Below are 15490 nucleotides of genomic sequence, written 5' to 3'. Positions count from 1 at the left end.
GATAGTACCATATGGGTGGTCGGGTGGGGGAGCGGGCCGGTGCCGACTTCGAAACTCGCTCTTTCGCGAGTTTCGCGTAAAACACTTATGGGTGCGGTGGCGGGATTTCGGATTGACCCGAAATCCCGCGCGCACATCAGACTGCGCGGCGCACTTTGTTGCGGTGCTGGCCCACACCGGGGCCGCCGCGCGGGATAAAGTGGCGCTTGGGCGCGTCACCATCGCGCGGTGCGGCATCGCGGCGCGGGCCGCCGCCACGGCGGTCCTGGCCATTGCGGCCGCCGCCACGGTGTTCGTCATCCTGCGGCTTGTGCGCGGGCTTTGGCAGATTTGCCGCATTGGCCTGAAAATTTTCGGGCAGCGGGATCGGCATCAGTTTGACCCCGGTCAGCTTTTCGATGTCTTTCAGGTAGGCCTTTTCATCGGGCGCGCACAGGCTGATCGCCACGCCATCGGCGCCCGCACGTGCGGTGCGGCCGATGCGATGGACATACTGTTCAGCGACATTGGGCAGTTCGAAATTGAACACATGGCTGACGCCGGCGACATCGATGCCGCGCGCGGCGATGTCGGTCGCCACCAGCACCGGGCAGGTGCCGGCGCGGAATGCATCCAGCGCGGCGGTGCGCTGGGCCTGGCTCTTGTTGCCGTGGATGGCGCGGGCTTCGATGCCGGCGGCTTCCAGATGGCGGGCAATGCGGTCGGCGCCGTGCTTGGTGCGGCTGAACACCAGGCTGCGGTCCAGCGTCTTGTCGGCGATCAGCGCGCGGATGCGCAGCGACAGCAAGGCCTGCTTTTCCGCCTGGTTGATGAACGTCACATACTGTTCAACGCGTTCGGCGGTGGTGGCCTGCGGCGCAACCTCCACCTTCACCGGGTTGTGGATGAACTGGCGGCCCAGGTCTTCGATCGACCGTGGCATGGTCGCCGAAAAGAACAGGCTCTGGCGTTTTGCCGGCAGCATGGCCGCGACGCGCTTCAGCGCGTGGATAAAGCCCAGGTCCATCATCTGGTCGGCCTCATCCAGCACAAAGATTTCCACGCGGCTGAGCGTCAGCGCGCGGTTGTCGATCAGATCGAGCATGCGGCCGGGCGTTGCCACCAGCACATCGGTGCCGGCAACCAGACGGCGCGCCTGCTTGTTGATCGGCACGCCGCCGAACACGCAATCGACCTGCAGGTTGAGATGCTTGGCATAGCCGCGCATGTTGTCGGCAATCTGCGCGGCCAGTTCGCGGGTGGGTGACAGCACCAGCATGCGGCACGACGCCGGCTTTTTGACAATCGGGTTGGCCGCCAGCCGGTGCAGCGACGGCAGCGCGAACGCCGCGGTCTTGCCCGTGCCGGTCTGGGCGATGCCCATCAGGTCGCGCCCTTCCATCAACGCCGGGATGGCCTGGCGCTGGATCGGCGTGGGGTCGGAATATCCTTTGGCTTCAAGCGCGCGCAGGATCGGCTCGGCCAGGCCGAGATCGGAAAAATAGGACATGGTGTTATGACTTTCGAAAAATGGCGCGTCGTGCGCGCGCCACAACGGCACCGCAACAACATGAAGGGTCGACGACCCGCAGTGTCGTAGACACAGGGGGTCATCAAGGGCGACCCGTGCGTGAAAGGGAAGCGGCGAACGGCGCAAACGCGAAGCCGGGGCGGACCTGAACCGATGCTAACCGGGGGATCTCACGCTGCCATGGCCTTCGACAAGGTATCTTGTCGCCGTTCTTGCTGAGCGCCACCTAGCCGTAAAGTCCACAATGTGCAAGATAATTTGTACACAGGCGGCCCGGTGGTCATCCACGGGACCGCGATAACGCGCCGTTTACATGTCCCCGCGCGGCGCACAGGCCGGATCGGCGGCGACCACGCTGCGGCGCAATGCCGCGCGCGCCAGCCGCTCCACCTCCACCTTGCGGCGCGCCGGCGCCAGCGGCAGCAGCGGCGCGGGCCGCAGGATTTCGGCATCATAACCATCCGCCACGATCAGCCCGCACAGATCGGGGCGAAATGCCTCACCATCCATCACCGCGCGGTCCAGAAGTGCGGCAAGGCCCCAGAAAAACCGGTCGCAATGGTCAAGATAATCGGGCCATTTGGCATCGCCCAGCAGATCGGCACGGGCCACCTTGATTTCGACAATGATCACCCGCCCATGCGCATCGATCCCCATCAGATCGGCACGCCGCCCGTTGCGCAACGGCATTTCCGGCAGGCACCAGATATCATTGCGCGCAAACAACCGCGCAATCCCCCGCGCCACCGCCAACGCTTCGCGAATTTGCGGATCAGTGGGCGCAAGCGGGCTGGCGATGATGTCCGGCGACGAATCACGCATGCCCCATCATAAGAACAAATCAGAAACATGCCAACCCCGCACAGACCCGCACGCACAGGCCGCCAGGCCGAGCCAAAACCGCTGGCACGAAGCAAACTTTGCTGCTAACTGCCGCGGCCTGTTATGCACCCGTAGCTCAGCTGGATAGAGCGCTGCCCTCCGAAGGCAGAGGTCGGGGATTCGAATTCCTCCGGGTGCACCACAGTTTCAGGCGCTGTTTCGGTTGTCGGCGCGGGGGTGCTGCGGGCGGCAGAACGTCCGATTGGCGCCGGATCAGGCGCTCGGCAGCATCATCTGAACGAGTTTTTCGATATCCAGCGGCTTCTGCACAAAACTCCATGCGGAATTCAGCAATTCGGCGTTGGGCACATACCCGCTCATCAGGATCACCCGGTGGACATGGTGGTTGCGCCAGGCGAGTGCCGCCAGATCGATACCGCTGTCCTCGTGCAATTTTACATCGGTAAGCAGGATGTCGAAATGCTGCTGCTCCAGCTGCGAATTGCCTTCTTCCAGCGTCGCCGCACAGGTCACCGCGAAGCCGAGTGAATCCAGGACCTCGCTCAGGGCCTCCAACGCATAAGGTTCGTCTTCGACCAGCAGCACCGAAATGCCGGCACCGGCGCTTGCGTTCAGGGCAGGGCCGGCCGCAAATGCCTGTGGCATGTCCGGCCGGCCGGTTGAGTCGACCACGGGCAGATGGATCCGGATGGTGGTGCCGTTCCCGGGGCTGGACAGGCACTGCGCATCGCCCCCCAGCTCGCGCACAAATTCCAGCACAGACGCCAGCCCCATCCCGCTGCCATGGGGCTTTGTCGAAAAGAACGGTTCAAAGGCGTGGCGCCTGACCCGCGCCGACATCCCATAGCCGCTATCGGTGACCGAGATGGCGATGCATTCCACTGGCGGGGTGGCCGGGGCTCTGTGGCCGGGGTCGATCACGACGTGTTCAACCGCGGTGGCAATTGTTAAGGTGCCACCCTGCGGCATGGCCTGGCGCGCATTGGTGACAAGGTTGATCACCGAATTGATCAGCCCCGATGTCGATGCCAGCACGGTAATCCCGGGCGCCTGCAAATCCTGCCGCACTGCGATCTTGCGCCCGGCGATGTGTTCAAAATAACTGCGCTGTTCCGCTAACAAATCGTCGGCGACCACGATCAGGGGCGAATCATGCTTTTGATTCGACAGCGTCATCAGCGATGCAGCGATTTCGGAACCCCGCACCGAGGTTTCCTGAATGATGTCGATCCGTCGCCGCACATCATCGGTAAGCGCGGTGGATTGGGCAATGCGCGCGCTGTTGAGCTTGATAATCGAAAGCAGATTGTTGAAATCGTGTGCGGTATACCCGGCGAAGCGCCTGGCGCGTTCGATCAGGTAAACATTCTTTTGCCGTTCGGCGGTCAGCTCTTTGGCGATCTGGTGCGATTCGTCCAGCAGCGCACGTTGCATGCTGACCATCAGCAGGCCCGGCACCAGCGGATCCGCCATGCCGAAATCCGACATTTGCAGCGTTCCGCCATCGAGCGAGAACGTGGCCGGTATCTGATTCATCGCAAGCAGATAGCCGCTCTTGACCGGCACAGCCAGGCCATCCCGCTGCGCACGGCCCTGCCTGCAGGTCAGCCGCAGAAATTCTGCATTGGCGGCGATCTGTGCAAAATCATTCACCGGATCGTCACCCGACCAGTGGAAATAATCGATCAGATTGTCGCCCGGTCGTGGCCCGTCCATATCCTTGCACAGCCCGGGACCGACTTGCAGGAGGACGAGCTGCGTATCCACCAGCATATAACTCGGGAACAGCAACGCCAGCTGTGCGCTATCGAGGGCAATGGTCACGACGGTGCGTCACGCATCTGAATATGTTATCAGATATTGCGAAGCTTCGCTGCTGGCATATCCCGGTTTGACTTGTCCGGTCAGGCCGAAATGTCTGATCAACCCTTCCAGCAGGCCGATCACCATCGGTTCCAGCCCGGTACGCGTGGACCGGTATTCAACGCAGATCCGGCCTTTGAATTCGGTCACAACCGTAAACGACGGCACCAGCGCTTCCGGCATGGTGGCGCGCACGGTCTGGTGCATGCGATTGAGGTTGCGCAGCAAAGTCGGCAGATCGCGGCCGGTGAAATTCACGATCGCAGAATATGCACCCTTTGATACAAACGCGATCCAGTATGCCCCGAACCGGCGCAGCGTCTGTTCCATGGTCAGTTGCAGCGCTTCGGACACCGCTGCCATCAGTTGCATGGTCAGCGCGTCGTCATAGATCGACAGGCTGATCAATTCGCCGGGGCCGATGCCCTGCCCGGTCTCGATCGTCTGCCACGCCTGATCGCCAAGCGTTTCGGTCACCATCGCGCGCATGGCGCGATGAATCAATCCGTACATTCGCCCGGCCCCACCCGATCCGGCTGCGTCGCGGCGCCCGCATCGGCACTGTCCGGCCGCTCGGCCGAAACCTTATCAAGCCTCGTGCACAGCAGTGCGATTTGCGCCTCGATGGCCAGAAGCTTGCGGCGAAGATAGGCGGCGTCACCACCTGCCATGTGCGGTAACAGCCGCAAACCGATGCTGCCTGCGGTCAGCTGGATAGCGTTGATGGGTTGTTTCAGGTCGTGAATCACCTCGCGGGACAAACCCACCGTGGGCGCGATGGCGCAACCCGGCTCCCCGGAAATCACGGAGATCGTTGATAAATAAGAATTTTTCACGAACCGGCCTTGTTAGGTATCCCGCGATACGCCATAATCGCAGACTTAGGCAGACATATTGGTGCCATGCTGGCAATGTTTTGTTAGCAAAAGTGCCTAATATTTTAAAATCGCTAAAACGGGCTGGGGGGCCGGATCTTTGGGCAAAGCGTTTGAACGTATTCTGAGCGGCGGGGGCGCGCCGGTCGGACGCGTTCCGGCAAACGGTGTGCCGGGCCGCTGCACGGTACTGCTGGTTGATGATGACCCGATCACGCTGGAGGCTTATGCCGATATTGCAGCATCGCTCGGCTATACCTGCGTCCAGGCTGCCGATGCGCTGACCGCCTTGCGCCTGGTGGCAGAAGACCCTGCGATCGGCATTGTCGTGACCGATGTGCAGATGCCGGCGATGGACGGGCTATCGCTGCTGGACGAACTGGCAGTGCGCTTTGGACCGACGCGCCCGATCGTCTCCATCGTGTCGACCGGCTTTGCATCGATGGATGTCGCGGTTCAGGCGATGCGTAACAAGGCCAATGATTTTCTGTCCAAGCCGGTTTCCGCACAGGATCTGGCTGCTGCGCTGCGCCGGGCATGTGGGCAGTGGGCGCAACTGGCCATGCGCAATGTGCTGAACGCCCTGACGCCGATGCCGCAGGGCGCGGCTGCGGCGGCACCGGCGGCAGGCGCCGATGCCGGGCCGCCCAGTAACGAAGACCTGCTGGTGTTCGCCAGGGCGATGCAGCGCAGTCGCGGGCGGCGCGGAGCATTTTTTGATTCGCAGCTGTTCGGGGACCCCTGCTGGGATATCATGCTCGATCTGGTCTGTGGCCAGCTCGAAGATCGGTCGGTTGCGGTATCCGGCGCCTGCGCGGCGACCGGTCTGCCGTTTAGCACCGCACTGCGCCATGTCCGGCAATTGGTTGATCTGGGGCTGGTGCGCCGCTGGCAGGACCCGCAGGACCGACGTCGCGATCTGCTGGTGCTTGAAGACGCGACGTTTGACGCGATGAAGCGTTATCTGGGTGAAACGCGCAATCGCATGCCATGACGGTTGGTGCGTGACGGTTCCGCACCGCGCGATGGCCGCGCCTCTGTCTGCCGACCTGGGCATCGTGCAAAAGCCGTACGCCAGCATGGCTTAACGCCCAGTGTGAAAGCAATAAGACCCACAGGCTGAGGCGATGCTGATCGTGCACCGCCGACGCTTGCCGCGCCGTGGTATTGGCTCGTTCACGGTATCGGCCGCTGGTCGGCAAATCCAGATCAATTTGCACCCCGTTTTCGGTCAATCGTCCATCGGGCCGGTGTCGGTGTCGCGCTTTCTGCCAAATTGGCACCGATATGGCGGCGGCGCTTGTGTATGGCGCCCAATCCGCACCAATGGCGCGTGGCCCTGCGATTGCGACTGTGTATTAGTACTGGTCACCGAATATTTAAAAATTTCTAAAAAATCTTCGGGTCGCAAATTGCAAAAAATAAATTTAATAGAATTACGAAAATGCGGGATAGAATGCTGAAAATTTTGCCTGTTATTATAAAATTGTTCCAATTTTATTTGTGTGAACAAATTTTCAGCCACACACCATCTAGTGCAGTCGTGCATAATGGATGTCATTACGAAGGGCAATGTCAGCTTTGCGAGCGCAGAATAATCTCGAACGCCCGGATGTACTGGATTCATTTGGCCAATTCAGCGCCGGAGGCGGGGCATCGCCCATGACGGAAAGTAGCACCGTGCATATCGTTGCGTCCAACTGGGCCCAGCGAGCGCATCTGGCGCGGCTGTCGCTGCGTGCCGGGCATCATGCTGAAACATATGCCAGTGTCGAAGAATTTGTTGCCCACGCGCCGTCGTCCGGGTTGGTGCTTTCGTGCGAAGACCCATCGGAAGCGACCGTGCCGGAATTGATCGCGGCGATTTCAAAAAACGGACACTGGTTGCCGGTCATCGGGATTGCCGACCGGCTTGATTCGACAGCGATCGTCAGGGCAATCAAGGCCGGCGCGCTGGATTACCTGCCCTTGCCCGAACGGGCCGAGCAATTGAGCGATGCGATTGCCCGGTCCGCCCCGGCCGTCGACCGGCAGCGTTCGCGCCAGGCGCGCGCAGCGGCCGCGCGGGAACGGCTCTGCCTGCTGTCGCAGCGGGAACGGGCGGTGCTCGATCTGCTGTCCGGCGGCGAAAGCAACAAGTCGATCGCGCGCATCCTGGGGATCAGCCCGCGCACGGTCGAGGTGCATCGGCTAAGCCTGTTGAAAAAGCTTGGCAGTCTCAATTCCGTCGATGCTGCACGCATGAAGTTTGAGGCTACCGAGCTTGGCGGGTATGAATAACCGCCCCGGACGGGCGCAGCGGCCCGCGCCGACCGGCACGGCACGGAACCGGCTGGTGTCGCGGATTGTTGCATTTTTTTCGGGCCTGCGCCGCGAATTTGGCGGGGTTGCGACCGTGGAATATGCCTTGCTGATCGGCTTTATCACCATCGCCATGCTCGGCGCGCTGATGAACCTTGGCAGCATGCTGGCCAACACGCTGAACTTTTCCACCAATTCCATCGCAAGCAGGCCGAATATTCCGTAGTACTACTAAGTACGGTCCACCGAGGGCATTAACCATTATCTGGCTAATTGATTGCCAATATTGGTTAATACGGGGTCGGTTATGACAGGAAATGATGACGGCTACGGTCTTGTTTATCGGGTTATCGATGATTTGAACGCATCCGCGGTGCCAAAGCCAGGCCTGCGCGGCGCCATGTTCAACGCCATCGACAGGCTGCGTGCGGTGTCAGCGCCGGTCGATCATGTTGCGATTGCAGAGCGTATCTCTGCCACCATCCATGTGCTGGAATGGTCCCTGCAACGGCGGGATGATGCGCGTCATGGCGCGGCAACGCAGGCGTTGGGCGCCTTGCGCGAAGCATGGCTTTCCCTGCCGGTCCCGCGAAATTGACGCCGCACACGCGGACGGGGATTATGAGAATCCCCTGATGGAGCGGACTTAAAAATTCCGCCACAGCGACTGTGCGCCTGAAAAATTTTCAAATAGATTCAGGAGATACCAAATGCCAAAAATAAAAACCTACATGGATATGCTGGTCGAAAAAATAAATACGAATTTTATAATGATAGATATCAGAAATATAAATCCCAATAACATCGAAAATCTCGAAAAAATTTTCCAGGAATACGTAAATGGCAGGATATCCATCGAAGTATACATTTCAAACATCAAATCCGAGATCAGTTTGGTCAAAGACAGCTATGATCTGAAGGCGCGTTCCATCGGCATTCTGTGCCTGTTCAGCGCTGCGCATCGGCGCCGCAGGACCGAATACCGGCAGGCCCTGCAAGCAGCCTGCTGGTGTCTGGAATGGGCAGAAAATCAACGCCAGAACGAATTCAACGCGTGCCTGGAGGCGGCGGAGCAGCGTTGGATGCACGAACTTCAGGACAGGGCCCAGGCCGCCTGAACGCCGCGCATCGTCAATTCCTACCCAGGTTATGGGATGACTACTTAGTAAGGTGTCCCGATTTGCTTAATGATTCGCGCTCTATGCGAAAGCATGCGCGTCGCTGGAGCAGGATCGCCAATGGCCAACAACAATGAAATGCCCGCTCTATCAGCTGCCTTCGGGAAGCGTTGGATATCGTTAGGGTTGGTTTCGGCAGGTCTGGCGGCAAAGGCCGATGCCCGGACGGCCATTCCGGGCGCGTTTCCACGAGGTTCGCGTTGGAGCCGGGTTGCCCGGCTCGCCATCCGCATGCCTGCTTCCGTTTGTTTGCCCGACCAGGAATTTTACGCCAATGCGCAAGCTCACAACGATGTTTGGTAAAAACCATCGCCAGGATGCCCGTTCCACGCCCCAGCGCCGGGCGTTCAGCCGCCTGAGCTTTTCGGCTCCCGTGCGGGTGATGACAACCTCGCGCCTACTGGTCGGCGTGATGGAGGACATTTCGTTGTGGGGCGCGCGGGTAAGGGTGGATGACCCGCCGATGCCCGGTCGCGAGGTGTTGCTGAAAATGGACGGCCGTGAAGCGTTTGGCGCGGTCGTCTGGGCCAGGGATGATCTGGCCGGCATCGTGTTTGATCAACCGATCTCTGGCCTGATGCTGCTCGAAGCGGAAGACCGTGCAGATGACGCTGACGATATGTGCAGGCCTGTTCCGTAACATGACCGCCTTTTCCCCCACCTCTTCGACAGGCTTGCCGGCCTGGTCAGAAACTGGATGTAGGATGACAACGCAGCGCAACAATCAGGATGCTGCGCGTGAACCGCGGGAGCGCAGGCTTATCCGGGCCAAGATGTGTTCAGACCGCTTGCCGGCGCACGATATCCTGATCCGCAACATTTCGCGCCAGGGGCTGTCTGCCACGTCTCGCGGGGTGTTGCCGCCCATGGTTGACGAACAGGTTTCGCTGCGGCTGCCCGATGGCCAGGTGATCGGCGGCGCCATTCGCTGGGTTGATGGCCAGGTCTTTGGTGTCCTGCTGCAGAGTGCGCTCAATCTGCCGGCATTCTTTGATGCGTTGCAGCGGCTCAAGCAAAACGCCGACACCGGAGCGACATTCGAAATCAAGAGCATGCACCGGGTGACGACGTGGCGGCCTGATGAATCGGCGCTCCGCCGCGTCTGACCAGGCGGGTGCCGCAACGGTTGCCCGACAGGCGCGCAGACCGCACGTTGCCCATACTGGATTTTCATGCATTCGGGGCAGAAGCATTGGCGACGCTGCTTGTCTGGCAGCATCGCCATTCCCCACTGATCGCGTTACTACCGAAAATGCTCAGCCGATCTTTTCAAACGCGGCGCTGATGCGGATCGTCACAGCGTCGCCGATCAGCGGAACATAGGTCTTCACGCCGAAATCCGTCCGGTTGAGCGTGGTGGTGGCGTTGAAACCCAGCGTATAGGCCTTTGACAGCGGGTTGGTGCCGCCGGCGTTGAAGCTGGCCGCCAGCGTGACCGGGCGGGTTACGCCGTGAAAGGTCAGGTTGCCGGTGATCTGCGCGGTGCGTGGCCCGGTGGGCATGACTGCGGTCGATACGAAGTGGATGGTCGGATAGGTGGCCGCGTCAAACCAGTCCGCGCTTTTCAGTTCGCCATCCAGTTTGGTGTTGGTGGTGGAAACGCCGGCGACCGGGATGGTCACATCGACCTTTGCGCTGGTGATCGCCCTGGGGTCGATGCTCAGCGTGCCGGTGGTGCCGGTGAAATCGCCGTACCAGTCGGAAAAGCCCATGTGGCTGACGGTGAATTGCGTGCGGGTGTGGTTGGTTTCAACTTTGTAGGTGCCGGCCTGCACCGCGTCGGGCGCAGGATTGGGGGCCGCCTGGGCATGGATGGCGGCGGGCATCAGCGCCAGCGCGGCGGTGGCGAACACCAGGTGTGACAGAAAACGCATGGGAAATTCTCCTTCAGGCAAAAGTGGTGATGGTCTGTGTGGCGGAATCGAGCGCGGCCTGGGCGGCGTCGGGGCCGAATGCGCTGCCTTCGGCAATGGCGGTCTGCACATCGGTCACGCCGATGAATTTCAACAGCGCGGTGACATGCGTCAGCGCAAAGGGAAAACCGGCGGCGTCATCGTATTTGCCGGCGCGGGCGTGGGCGATGATCGCCCTTTTGCCGGTGACCAGGCCGACCGGGCCGGTGGCGGTATAGCTGAACGTCGTGCCGGCGCGCGCCACATAATCGAACCAGCTCTTCAACGTGGACGGCATGCCGAAATTGTAAAGCGGCAGCCCGATCACCAGCACATCGGCGGCAAACACTTCGGCAATGATTGCGTCCTGCAAAGCGCGCGCGGTGGCGAACTCGGCGCCTTCGGGGGCGTGCCGGCCGATGCCGGCCAGACTGGCAGAAGTAACGTGCGGCACCGGATCGGCATCCAGGTCGCGGGTCACGACATGGGCATCGGGGTGGGCCGCCAGATATGCATCGATCAGCCGGTTGCTGACCGATGCAGCGCCGTTGGCGGAGCTGCGGATTACGAGCACATTGGTCATCGAAACGGGTCCTTTTCAGTCAGGGATCGGGGGGATCTGAAGGTCAGTCAAAGCGATAGGAATCCATGCGCAGCACGCCCAGGTCGGTGCTGTGGTGCACGCGCGTGGGGGTGGCATCGCGGCCGGCCGCGCCCATCGCCACGAACAGCGGCAACAGGTGTTCATCGGTCGGGTGGTTCTGTTCGGCAAAGGGTGCGAGCCGGCGGTACGATACCAGATCGCAGGTGCGCCGCGCCATGATCGCATCGTGCATCCAGTCGGCAAAACCGGTCACCCATTCCGGCTCCGGCCCCGCACCGTGGCGCTGGATCGACCCCAGGTTGTGGGTAAAACTGCCCGATGCCATCACCAGGATGTTGTCGGCCCGCAGGCCGGCCAGCGCCTGACCCAGCTGGACATGATGGCCGGGGCCAAGGTCGCTTTGCACCGATACCTGCACCACTGGAATCGTGTGATCCGGCCACATCAGCAGCAGCGGCACCCACGCCCCGTGATCCAGCCCGCGTGACGGATCGATCCGGCCCTGCAACCCTGCATCGCCCAGCATGTTGGCAATCCGGTCGGCCAGATCGGGCGCGCCGGGGGCGGGATATTGCAGATCGTACAAACCTTGCGGAAAGCCGCGGAAATCGTGGATGGTGGCGTTGCGTTCGACCGCGTTCACGCTGGGCAAAACGGTTTCCCAATGCGCCGAAACCGCGACGATCGCATCCGGCCGCACCAGCGACGGGCCAAGCCCGGCCAGAAACCGGTGCGCGGGAATATCCTGCAGCGCCAGCATCGGCGAACCGTGGGACAGGAACAGGGTGGGCTGCACGGCGTCAAAACTCCATGGCCAACCGGGTGTTGGCGTTGAAAGCCAGATAGGCTAATCGTTTGCGCATGGACATTGCCAATTACGGCAATTCATGTATGCGAAAACGGATGGCATATGGATTGGGATGACGTCCGCAGCTTTCTCGCCATCGCCCGCGCCCGCACGCTATCGGGTGCCGCGCGCGATCTGGGCGTCAGGCAATCCACCATGAGCCGCCGGCTGGAGGCGCTGGAGGCGCGCGCCGGCGCGCGACTGCTGCAAAAAACCGCCAGCGGGTTTGAACTGACCGCGCTGGGCGAAGCGGTGCTGGGCAATGCCGAACGCATGGAGGCAGAGGCGATCGCGGTCGAACGCATGGTGCAGGGCCGCGATGTCGCGCTGTCGGGGGTGGTGCGGCTGACCACGGTGGAAATCATCGCCAACCTGCTGATCCCGGGCGCGGCGATGCGGTTGCACGCCAAATATCCGGCCATTACGCTGGATGTGCTGAGCGAATCGCGCACGCTGAACCTGTCAAAGCGAGAGGCCGATATCGCCATCCGCATGACCCGTTTTGAGGGCAACCAGCTGGTCAGCCGCCGGATGGCAGTGGCCGCCAGCGCGCTTTATGCCAGCGCCGGCTATGTCGCCAAACATGGCCGCAACCCCGCCGATCCCGGCCATGCGGTAGTCACCGTGCTGGAGGATCAGGCGCATATGGCCGAACCGCAGTGGCTGGCGGCGCGGCTGCCGGATGCGCGGGTGGCCCTGCGGTCCAACAGCCGCGATGCGCAGATGGCGGCGATGCGCGCCGGGCTGGGGTTGGCCTATCTGCCATGCTTTCTGGCAGAGGGGCATGCCGATGTGGTCAGGATCGACGACGGCGGCCCGCCGCGCGATGTGTGGCTGGGCGTCCACGCCGATCTGCGCCACATGCCGCGCATCCGTGCGGTGATCGACGCGCTCGATGCCGAATTTGCCGTGGCGCGGTGCCGCTTTGCCGGGGATGGATGACTGCGCCCCGGGCTTGTGTCACGGCCTGATGCCGGTACGCTGCGGGCATCCGTACCGAAAGTTTGCCGATGACCGCCACTGGAAATGTGTTTCACCGCAATGCCACAACGACGCCGCCGCTGGCGGTGGCGGGTGAGGGGATCTGGCTGATCGATGACGCAGGGCGGCGCTATATCGATGCCTGTGGTGGTGCGGCGGTGTCGGCGTTGGGGCATGGCCATCCGGTGGTGGCGGCGGCGATTGCCGCACAGGCGCACAGCCTGGAATACGCGCATACCGGCTCTTTCACCTCCGCCCCGGCAGAGGCGCTGGCGACGGTGATTGCCGGGCAATGCCCCAGTTCTCCTGAGCGCACCTTGGACCGCGTATGGTTTACCAGCAGCGGGTCCGAAGCGGTGGAGGCCGCGATCAAGCTGGCGCGGCAATACCATTGGGAACGCGGGGATACGCGCCGCACGCGGCTGATCGCGCGGCGGCAAAGCTATCACGGCAACACGCTGGGTGCGCTGGCGGCGGGCGGCAATGCGGGGCGGCGCGCGGCCTATGCGCCGCTGCTGATCGATGTGTCGCTGATCGATCCGTGCTTTGCCTATCACCACGCGCATGCCGGTGAAACGCCACAGGAATACGGGCTGCGCGCGGCCGCCGCGCTGGAACAGGAACTGCAGCGCCTGGGGCCGGACACCGTGATCGCGTTCATTGCCGAAACCGTGGTGGGCGCCACCGCCGGCGCGGTGCCGCCCGCCCCCGGCTATCTGGCGGCGATCCGCGCCATCTGTGACCGCCACGGCGTGCTGCTGATCCTGGACGAGGTGATGTGCGGCAGCGGACGCACCGGCACCTTCCTCGCCTGCGAAGCCGAAGGCGTGGTCCCCGATATCGTGACCGTGGCCAAGGGATTGGGCGCAGGGTATCAGCCGATCGGCGCCACGGTCTGCACCGCGCACATTCACGATACGATCGCCACGCATTCGGGCGCGCTGCTGCACGGGCAGACCTATGCCGGGCATCCGGTCGGCTGCGCCGCGGCGCTGGCGGTGCAGACGGTGATCCGCGATCAGGGCCTGCTGGCCCGCGTGGCCGAGGCCGGCCATGGCCTGCACGCGCGGCTGGCGGCACGGCTGGGCGACCACGTGCATGTGGGCGACATTCGCGGGCGCGGGCTGTTGCAGGCGATCGAACTGGTGGCCAACCGCGACCACCGCACCCCGTTCGACCCGGTCCGGGCGATCAACCAGCGGATCAAAGCAGCGGCGTTCGCGCGCGGCCTGCTGGTCTATCCCGGCAGCGGCAGCGTCGATGGCCAGCGCGGTGATCACGTGCTGCTGGCCCCGCCCTATGTCACCAGCGATGCCGAACTGGATATGATTGTTGACCGGCTGGCCGATGCGATCGACGCGGTGTTTGCGGGACAGGCAGCTGGCGGCGCACGGTAAGAAACTGGCGGATGCAGCCATGGCTAATCCGCCAGGCACCGGCCATCCTGCCCTTGCTCGGAGCACCCCATCCGCCGGCCGCGGCCATACCAGAAAGACCATGGACATGACGAACCTCGCGCCGCAAAACGATCGTGGCCTTGCCGGCCAGGCCATCTTTGTCAGCGGCGCAGGCGCCGGGATCGGCCGCGCGATTGCAGAGGCGCTGGGCGCTGCGGGTGCGAACCTTGCGCTGTTCGATCTCAATGCCGCGGCCATGGAGGCCGTGGCCGCGCCCTTGCTGAGCCAGGGCCTGCGCGTAAGCTGCCACACCGGTGACGTCACGTCCGCAGCCGATGTCCATTCTGCGATCGAACAGGCGGTGCAGCTTCACCAGCGGCTGGACGGGGCGGTCAACAACGCCGGAATTGTGGGCGCTTCGGCCGATGTGTGCGATTATCCGGCAGAGACCTTTCGCCGTGTGCTGGATGTCAATGTCATGGGCGTGCTGCATGGCATGCAAGCGCAGCTCGCCGTGATGAAGCGGCAGGGGCGCGGCGCGATCGTCAACATCGCATCGGCCGCCGGGATTATCGGCTGGGTCGGGCACAGCGCCTATGTCGCCAGCAAACATGCCGTCGTCGGCCTGACGAAGACCGCCGCGCTCGAATATGCGGCGCAGGGCATCCGCATCAATGCGGTCTGCCCCGCCTTCATCTATACCGACCTGACAGCAGGACTGTTTCAAACCCCCGGCGTGCACGAAGCGGCCGTCGCCAGCCATCCCATCGGCCGCCTTGGCCAGCCCCACGAAGTTGCCGAGGCCGTGATGTGGTTGCTTTCCGATCGCGCGTCATTCGCCGTTGGCAGCAGTCTGGTGGTGGACGGCGCCGCGACCATCGACTGAACGGCGGGCCTAGCCCCGGATTGAACCCCACCAGACCGCCTCCGGGGTTGCAAATACCATCCGGCGACCGGTGCAGCCCCGGCTCCAGGCCGGGGATTATAGCGACAGGGGGGATTCATGGGATAACGGCGACCGGTGCGAAACCCCCAACTTGTGTGAGGTACTTAGGGGTTTTCGCACCTTTCACCCTAGAGCCAGATGACGTTAGGTTGGACCGCCGTGACGGAGCCGATTTTGGCCCAGCGCGAGGAGAGAGGAGGGAGCCATGCCATCGCATAGTGACCGACGATTGACGCTGCGATGGGCCAAAAGC

Annotated in this window: 20 protein-coding genes and 1 tRNA gene; 13 read left to right on the top strand and 8 right to left on the bottom strand. The window is 62.5% G+C overall.

What is annotated here, in order from left to right; translation table 11 throughout:
- Positions 1-136 precede the first annotated feature (136 nt).
- Positions 137-1489, bottom strand: coding sequence for a DEAD/DEAH box helicase (locus ABWP89_RS17875; RefSeq protein WP_353231004.1), 1353 nt, complete (start codon positions 1487-1489; stop codon positions 137-139).
- 330 nt (positions 1490-1819) lie between these two features.
- Positions 1820-2332 carry an MmcB family DNA repair protein gene (locus ABWP89_RS17870; RefSeq protein ID WP_353231003.1) on the bottom strand — a complete coding sequence of 171 codons (513 nt, stop codon included), beginning with the start codon at positions 2330-2332 and terminating at the stop codon, positions 1820-1822.
- A 125-nt stretch (positions 2333-2457) separates the two neighbouring features.
- On the opposite strand from ABWP89_RS17870, the gene ABWP89_RS17865 reads away from it, so the two are divergent.
- Positions 2458-2534: transfer RNA gene (locus ABWP89_RS17865), tRNA-Arg, on the top strand.
- Between the two features lie 71 nt (positions 2535-2605).
- Here the strand turns inward: ABWP89_RS17865 and ABWP89_RS17860 are convergent.
- From ABWP89_RS17860 to ABWP89_RS17850, 3 genes are read right to left on the bottom strand one after another with little or no spacing between them, the layout of a single operon-like run.
- Entirely contained in the window at positions 2606-4177 is a 1572-nt protein-coding gene (locus ABWP89_RS17860) for an ATP-binding protein (RefSeq protein WP_353231002.1), read from the bottom strand.
- Between the two features lie 9 nt (positions 4178-4186).
- On the bottom strand, positions 4187-4729 hold the full coding sequence (locus ABWP89_RS17855) for a heme NO-binding domain-containing protein (RefSeq protein WP_353231001.1): 543 nt from the start codon (positions 4727-4729) through the stop codon (positions 4187-4189).
- The gene (locus tag ABWP89_RS17850; protein WP_353231000.1) at positions 4717-5052 is read right to left on the bottom strand and encodes a hypothetical protein; all 336 of its coding nucleotides are present in this window, start codon (positions 5050-5052) and stop codon (positions 4717-4719) included. Before ABWP89_RS17850 ends, ABWP89_RS17855 begins: the two co-directional genes overlap by 13 nt.
- Before the next feature lie 139 nt (positions 5053-5191).
- Here ABWP89_RS17850 and ABWP89_RS17845 point away from each other — a divergent pair, with 139 nt between their 5' ends.
- The 9 genes from ABWP89_RS17845 (at position 5192) to ABWP89_RS17805 (ending at position 9676) form a co-directional block, all read left to right on the top strand.
- Positions 5192-6085, top strand: coding sequence for a response regulator (locus ABWP89_RS17845; RefSeq protein WP_353230999.1), 894 nt, complete (start codon positions 5192-5194; stop codon positions 6083-6085).
- A gap of 133 nt (positions 6086-6218) precedes the next feature.
- Positions 6219-6554 carry a hypothetical protein gene (locus tag ABWP89_RS17840; RefSeq protein WP_353230998.1) on the top strand — a complete coding sequence of 112 codons (336 nt, stop codon included), beginning with the start codon at positions 6219-6221 and terminating at the stop codon, positions 6552-6554.
- 199 nt (positions 6555-6753) lie between these two features.
- Positions 6754-7371 carry a response regulator transcription factor gene (locus tag ABWP89_RS17835; protein ID WP_353230997.1) on the top strand — a complete coding sequence of 206 codons (618 nt, stop codon included), beginning with the start codon at positions 6754-6756 and terminating at the stop codon, positions 7369-7371.
- A 55-nt stretch (positions 7372-7426) separates the two neighbouring features.
- Positions 7427-7618, top strand: a complete 192-nt coding sequence (locus ABWP89_RS17830; RefSeq protein ID WP_353230996.1) for a Flp family type IVb pilin — start codon at positions 7427-7429, stop codon at positions 7616-7618.
- Positions 7619-7669: 51 nt separating this feature from the next.
- Positions 7670-7990 carry a hypothetical protein gene (locus ABWP89_RS17825; RefSeq protein ID WP_353230995.1) on the top strand — a complete coding sequence of 107 codons (321 nt, stop codon included), beginning with the start codon at positions 7670-7672 and terminating at the stop codon, positions 7988-7990.
- Between the two features lie 133 nt (positions 7991-8123).
- Positions 8124-8510 carry a hypothetical protein gene (locus tag ABWP89_RS17820; RefSeq protein ID WP_353230994.1) on the top strand — a complete coding sequence of 129 codons (387 nt, stop codon included), beginning with the start codon at positions 8124-8126 and terminating at the stop codon, positions 8508-8510.
- A gap of 120 nt (positions 8511-8630) precedes the next feature.
- Entirely contained in the window at positions 8631-8873 is a 243-nt protein-coding gene (locus ABWP89_RS17815; protein WP_353230993.1) for a hypothetical protein, read from the top strand.
- A complete protein-coding gene (locus tag ABWP89_RS17810; RefSeq protein WP_353230992.1) occupies positions 8845-9210 on the top strand; it encodes a PilZ domain-containing protein in 366 nt (121 codons plus the stop codon). The genes ABWP89_RS17815 and ABWP89_RS17810 overlap by 29 nt, the downstream gene beginning before the upstream one ends.
- Before the next feature lie 64 nt (positions 9211-9274).
- Positions 9275-9676, top strand: a complete 402-nt coding sequence (locus ABWP89_RS17805; RefSeq protein ID WP_353230991.1) for a hypothetical protein — start codon at positions 9275-9277, stop codon at positions 9674-9676.
- Between the two features lie 150 nt (positions 9677-9826).
- Here ABWP89_RS17805 and ABWP89_RS17800 read toward each other — a convergent pair whose 3' ends face one another.
- The 3 genes from ABWP89_RS17800 to ABWP89_RS17790 are packed head-to-tail and all read right to left on the bottom strand — an operon-like array spanning position 9827 to position 11862.
- A complete protein-coding gene (locus ABWP89_RS17800) occupies positions 9827-10444 on the bottom strand; it encodes a YceI family protein (RefSeq protein ID WP_353230990.1) in 618 nt (205 codons plus the stop codon).
- Positions 10445-10457: 13 nt separating this feature from the next.
- Positions 10458-11045, bottom strand: coding sequence for an FMN-dependent NADH-azoreductase (locus ABWP89_RS17795; RefSeq protein WP_353230989.1), 588 nt, complete (start codon positions 11043-11045; stop codon positions 10458-10460).
- A gap of 43 nt (positions 11046-11088) precedes the next feature.
- Complete coding sequence (locus ABWP89_RS17790; protein ID WP_353230988.1) at positions 11089-11862, bottom strand: DODA-type extradiol aromatic ring-opening family dioxygenase; 774 nt, start codon at positions 11860-11862, stop codon at positions 11089-11091.
- Between the two features lie 114 nt (positions 11863-11976).
- On the opposite strand from ABWP89_RS17790, the gene ABWP89_RS17785 reads away from it, so the two are divergent.
- The 3 genes from ABWP89_RS17785 (at position 11977) to ABWP89_RS17775 (ending at position 15177) form a co-directional block, all read left to right on the top strand.
- A complete protein-coding gene (locus ABWP89_RS17785) occupies positions 11977-12855 on the top strand; it encodes a LysR family transcriptional regulator (RefSeq protein WP_353230987.1) in 879 nt (292 codons plus the stop codon).
- Positions 12856-12923: 68 nt separating this feature from the next.
- Positions 12924-14291 (top strand): aspartate aminotransferase family protein, encoded by a 1368-nt coding sequence (locus ABWP89_RS17780; protein ID WP_353230986.1) that lies wholly within the window; start codon positions 12924-12926, stop codon positions 14289-14291.
- On the top strand, positions 14227-15177 hold the full coding sequence (locus ABWP89_RS17775) for an SDR family NAD(P)-dependent oxidoreductase (RefSeq protein WP_353230985.1): 951 nt from the start codon (positions 14227-14229) through the stop codon (positions 15175-15177). The genes ABWP89_RS17780 and ABWP89_RS17775 overlap by 65 nt, the downstream gene beginning before the upstream one ends.
- The last annotated feature ends 313 nt before the right edge of the window (positions 15178-15490 follow it).

Source organism: Novosphingobium sp. (genome assembly GCF_040398825.1).
In the GTDB taxonomy this organism is placed as follows: domain Bacteria; phylum Pseudomonadota; class Alphaproteobacteria; order Sphingomonadales; family Sphingomonadaceae; genus Novosphingobium.
The sequence above is the reverse complement of the archived record's forward strand: the minus strand, read 5'-3'. Positions and strand labels throughout refer to the sequence as shown.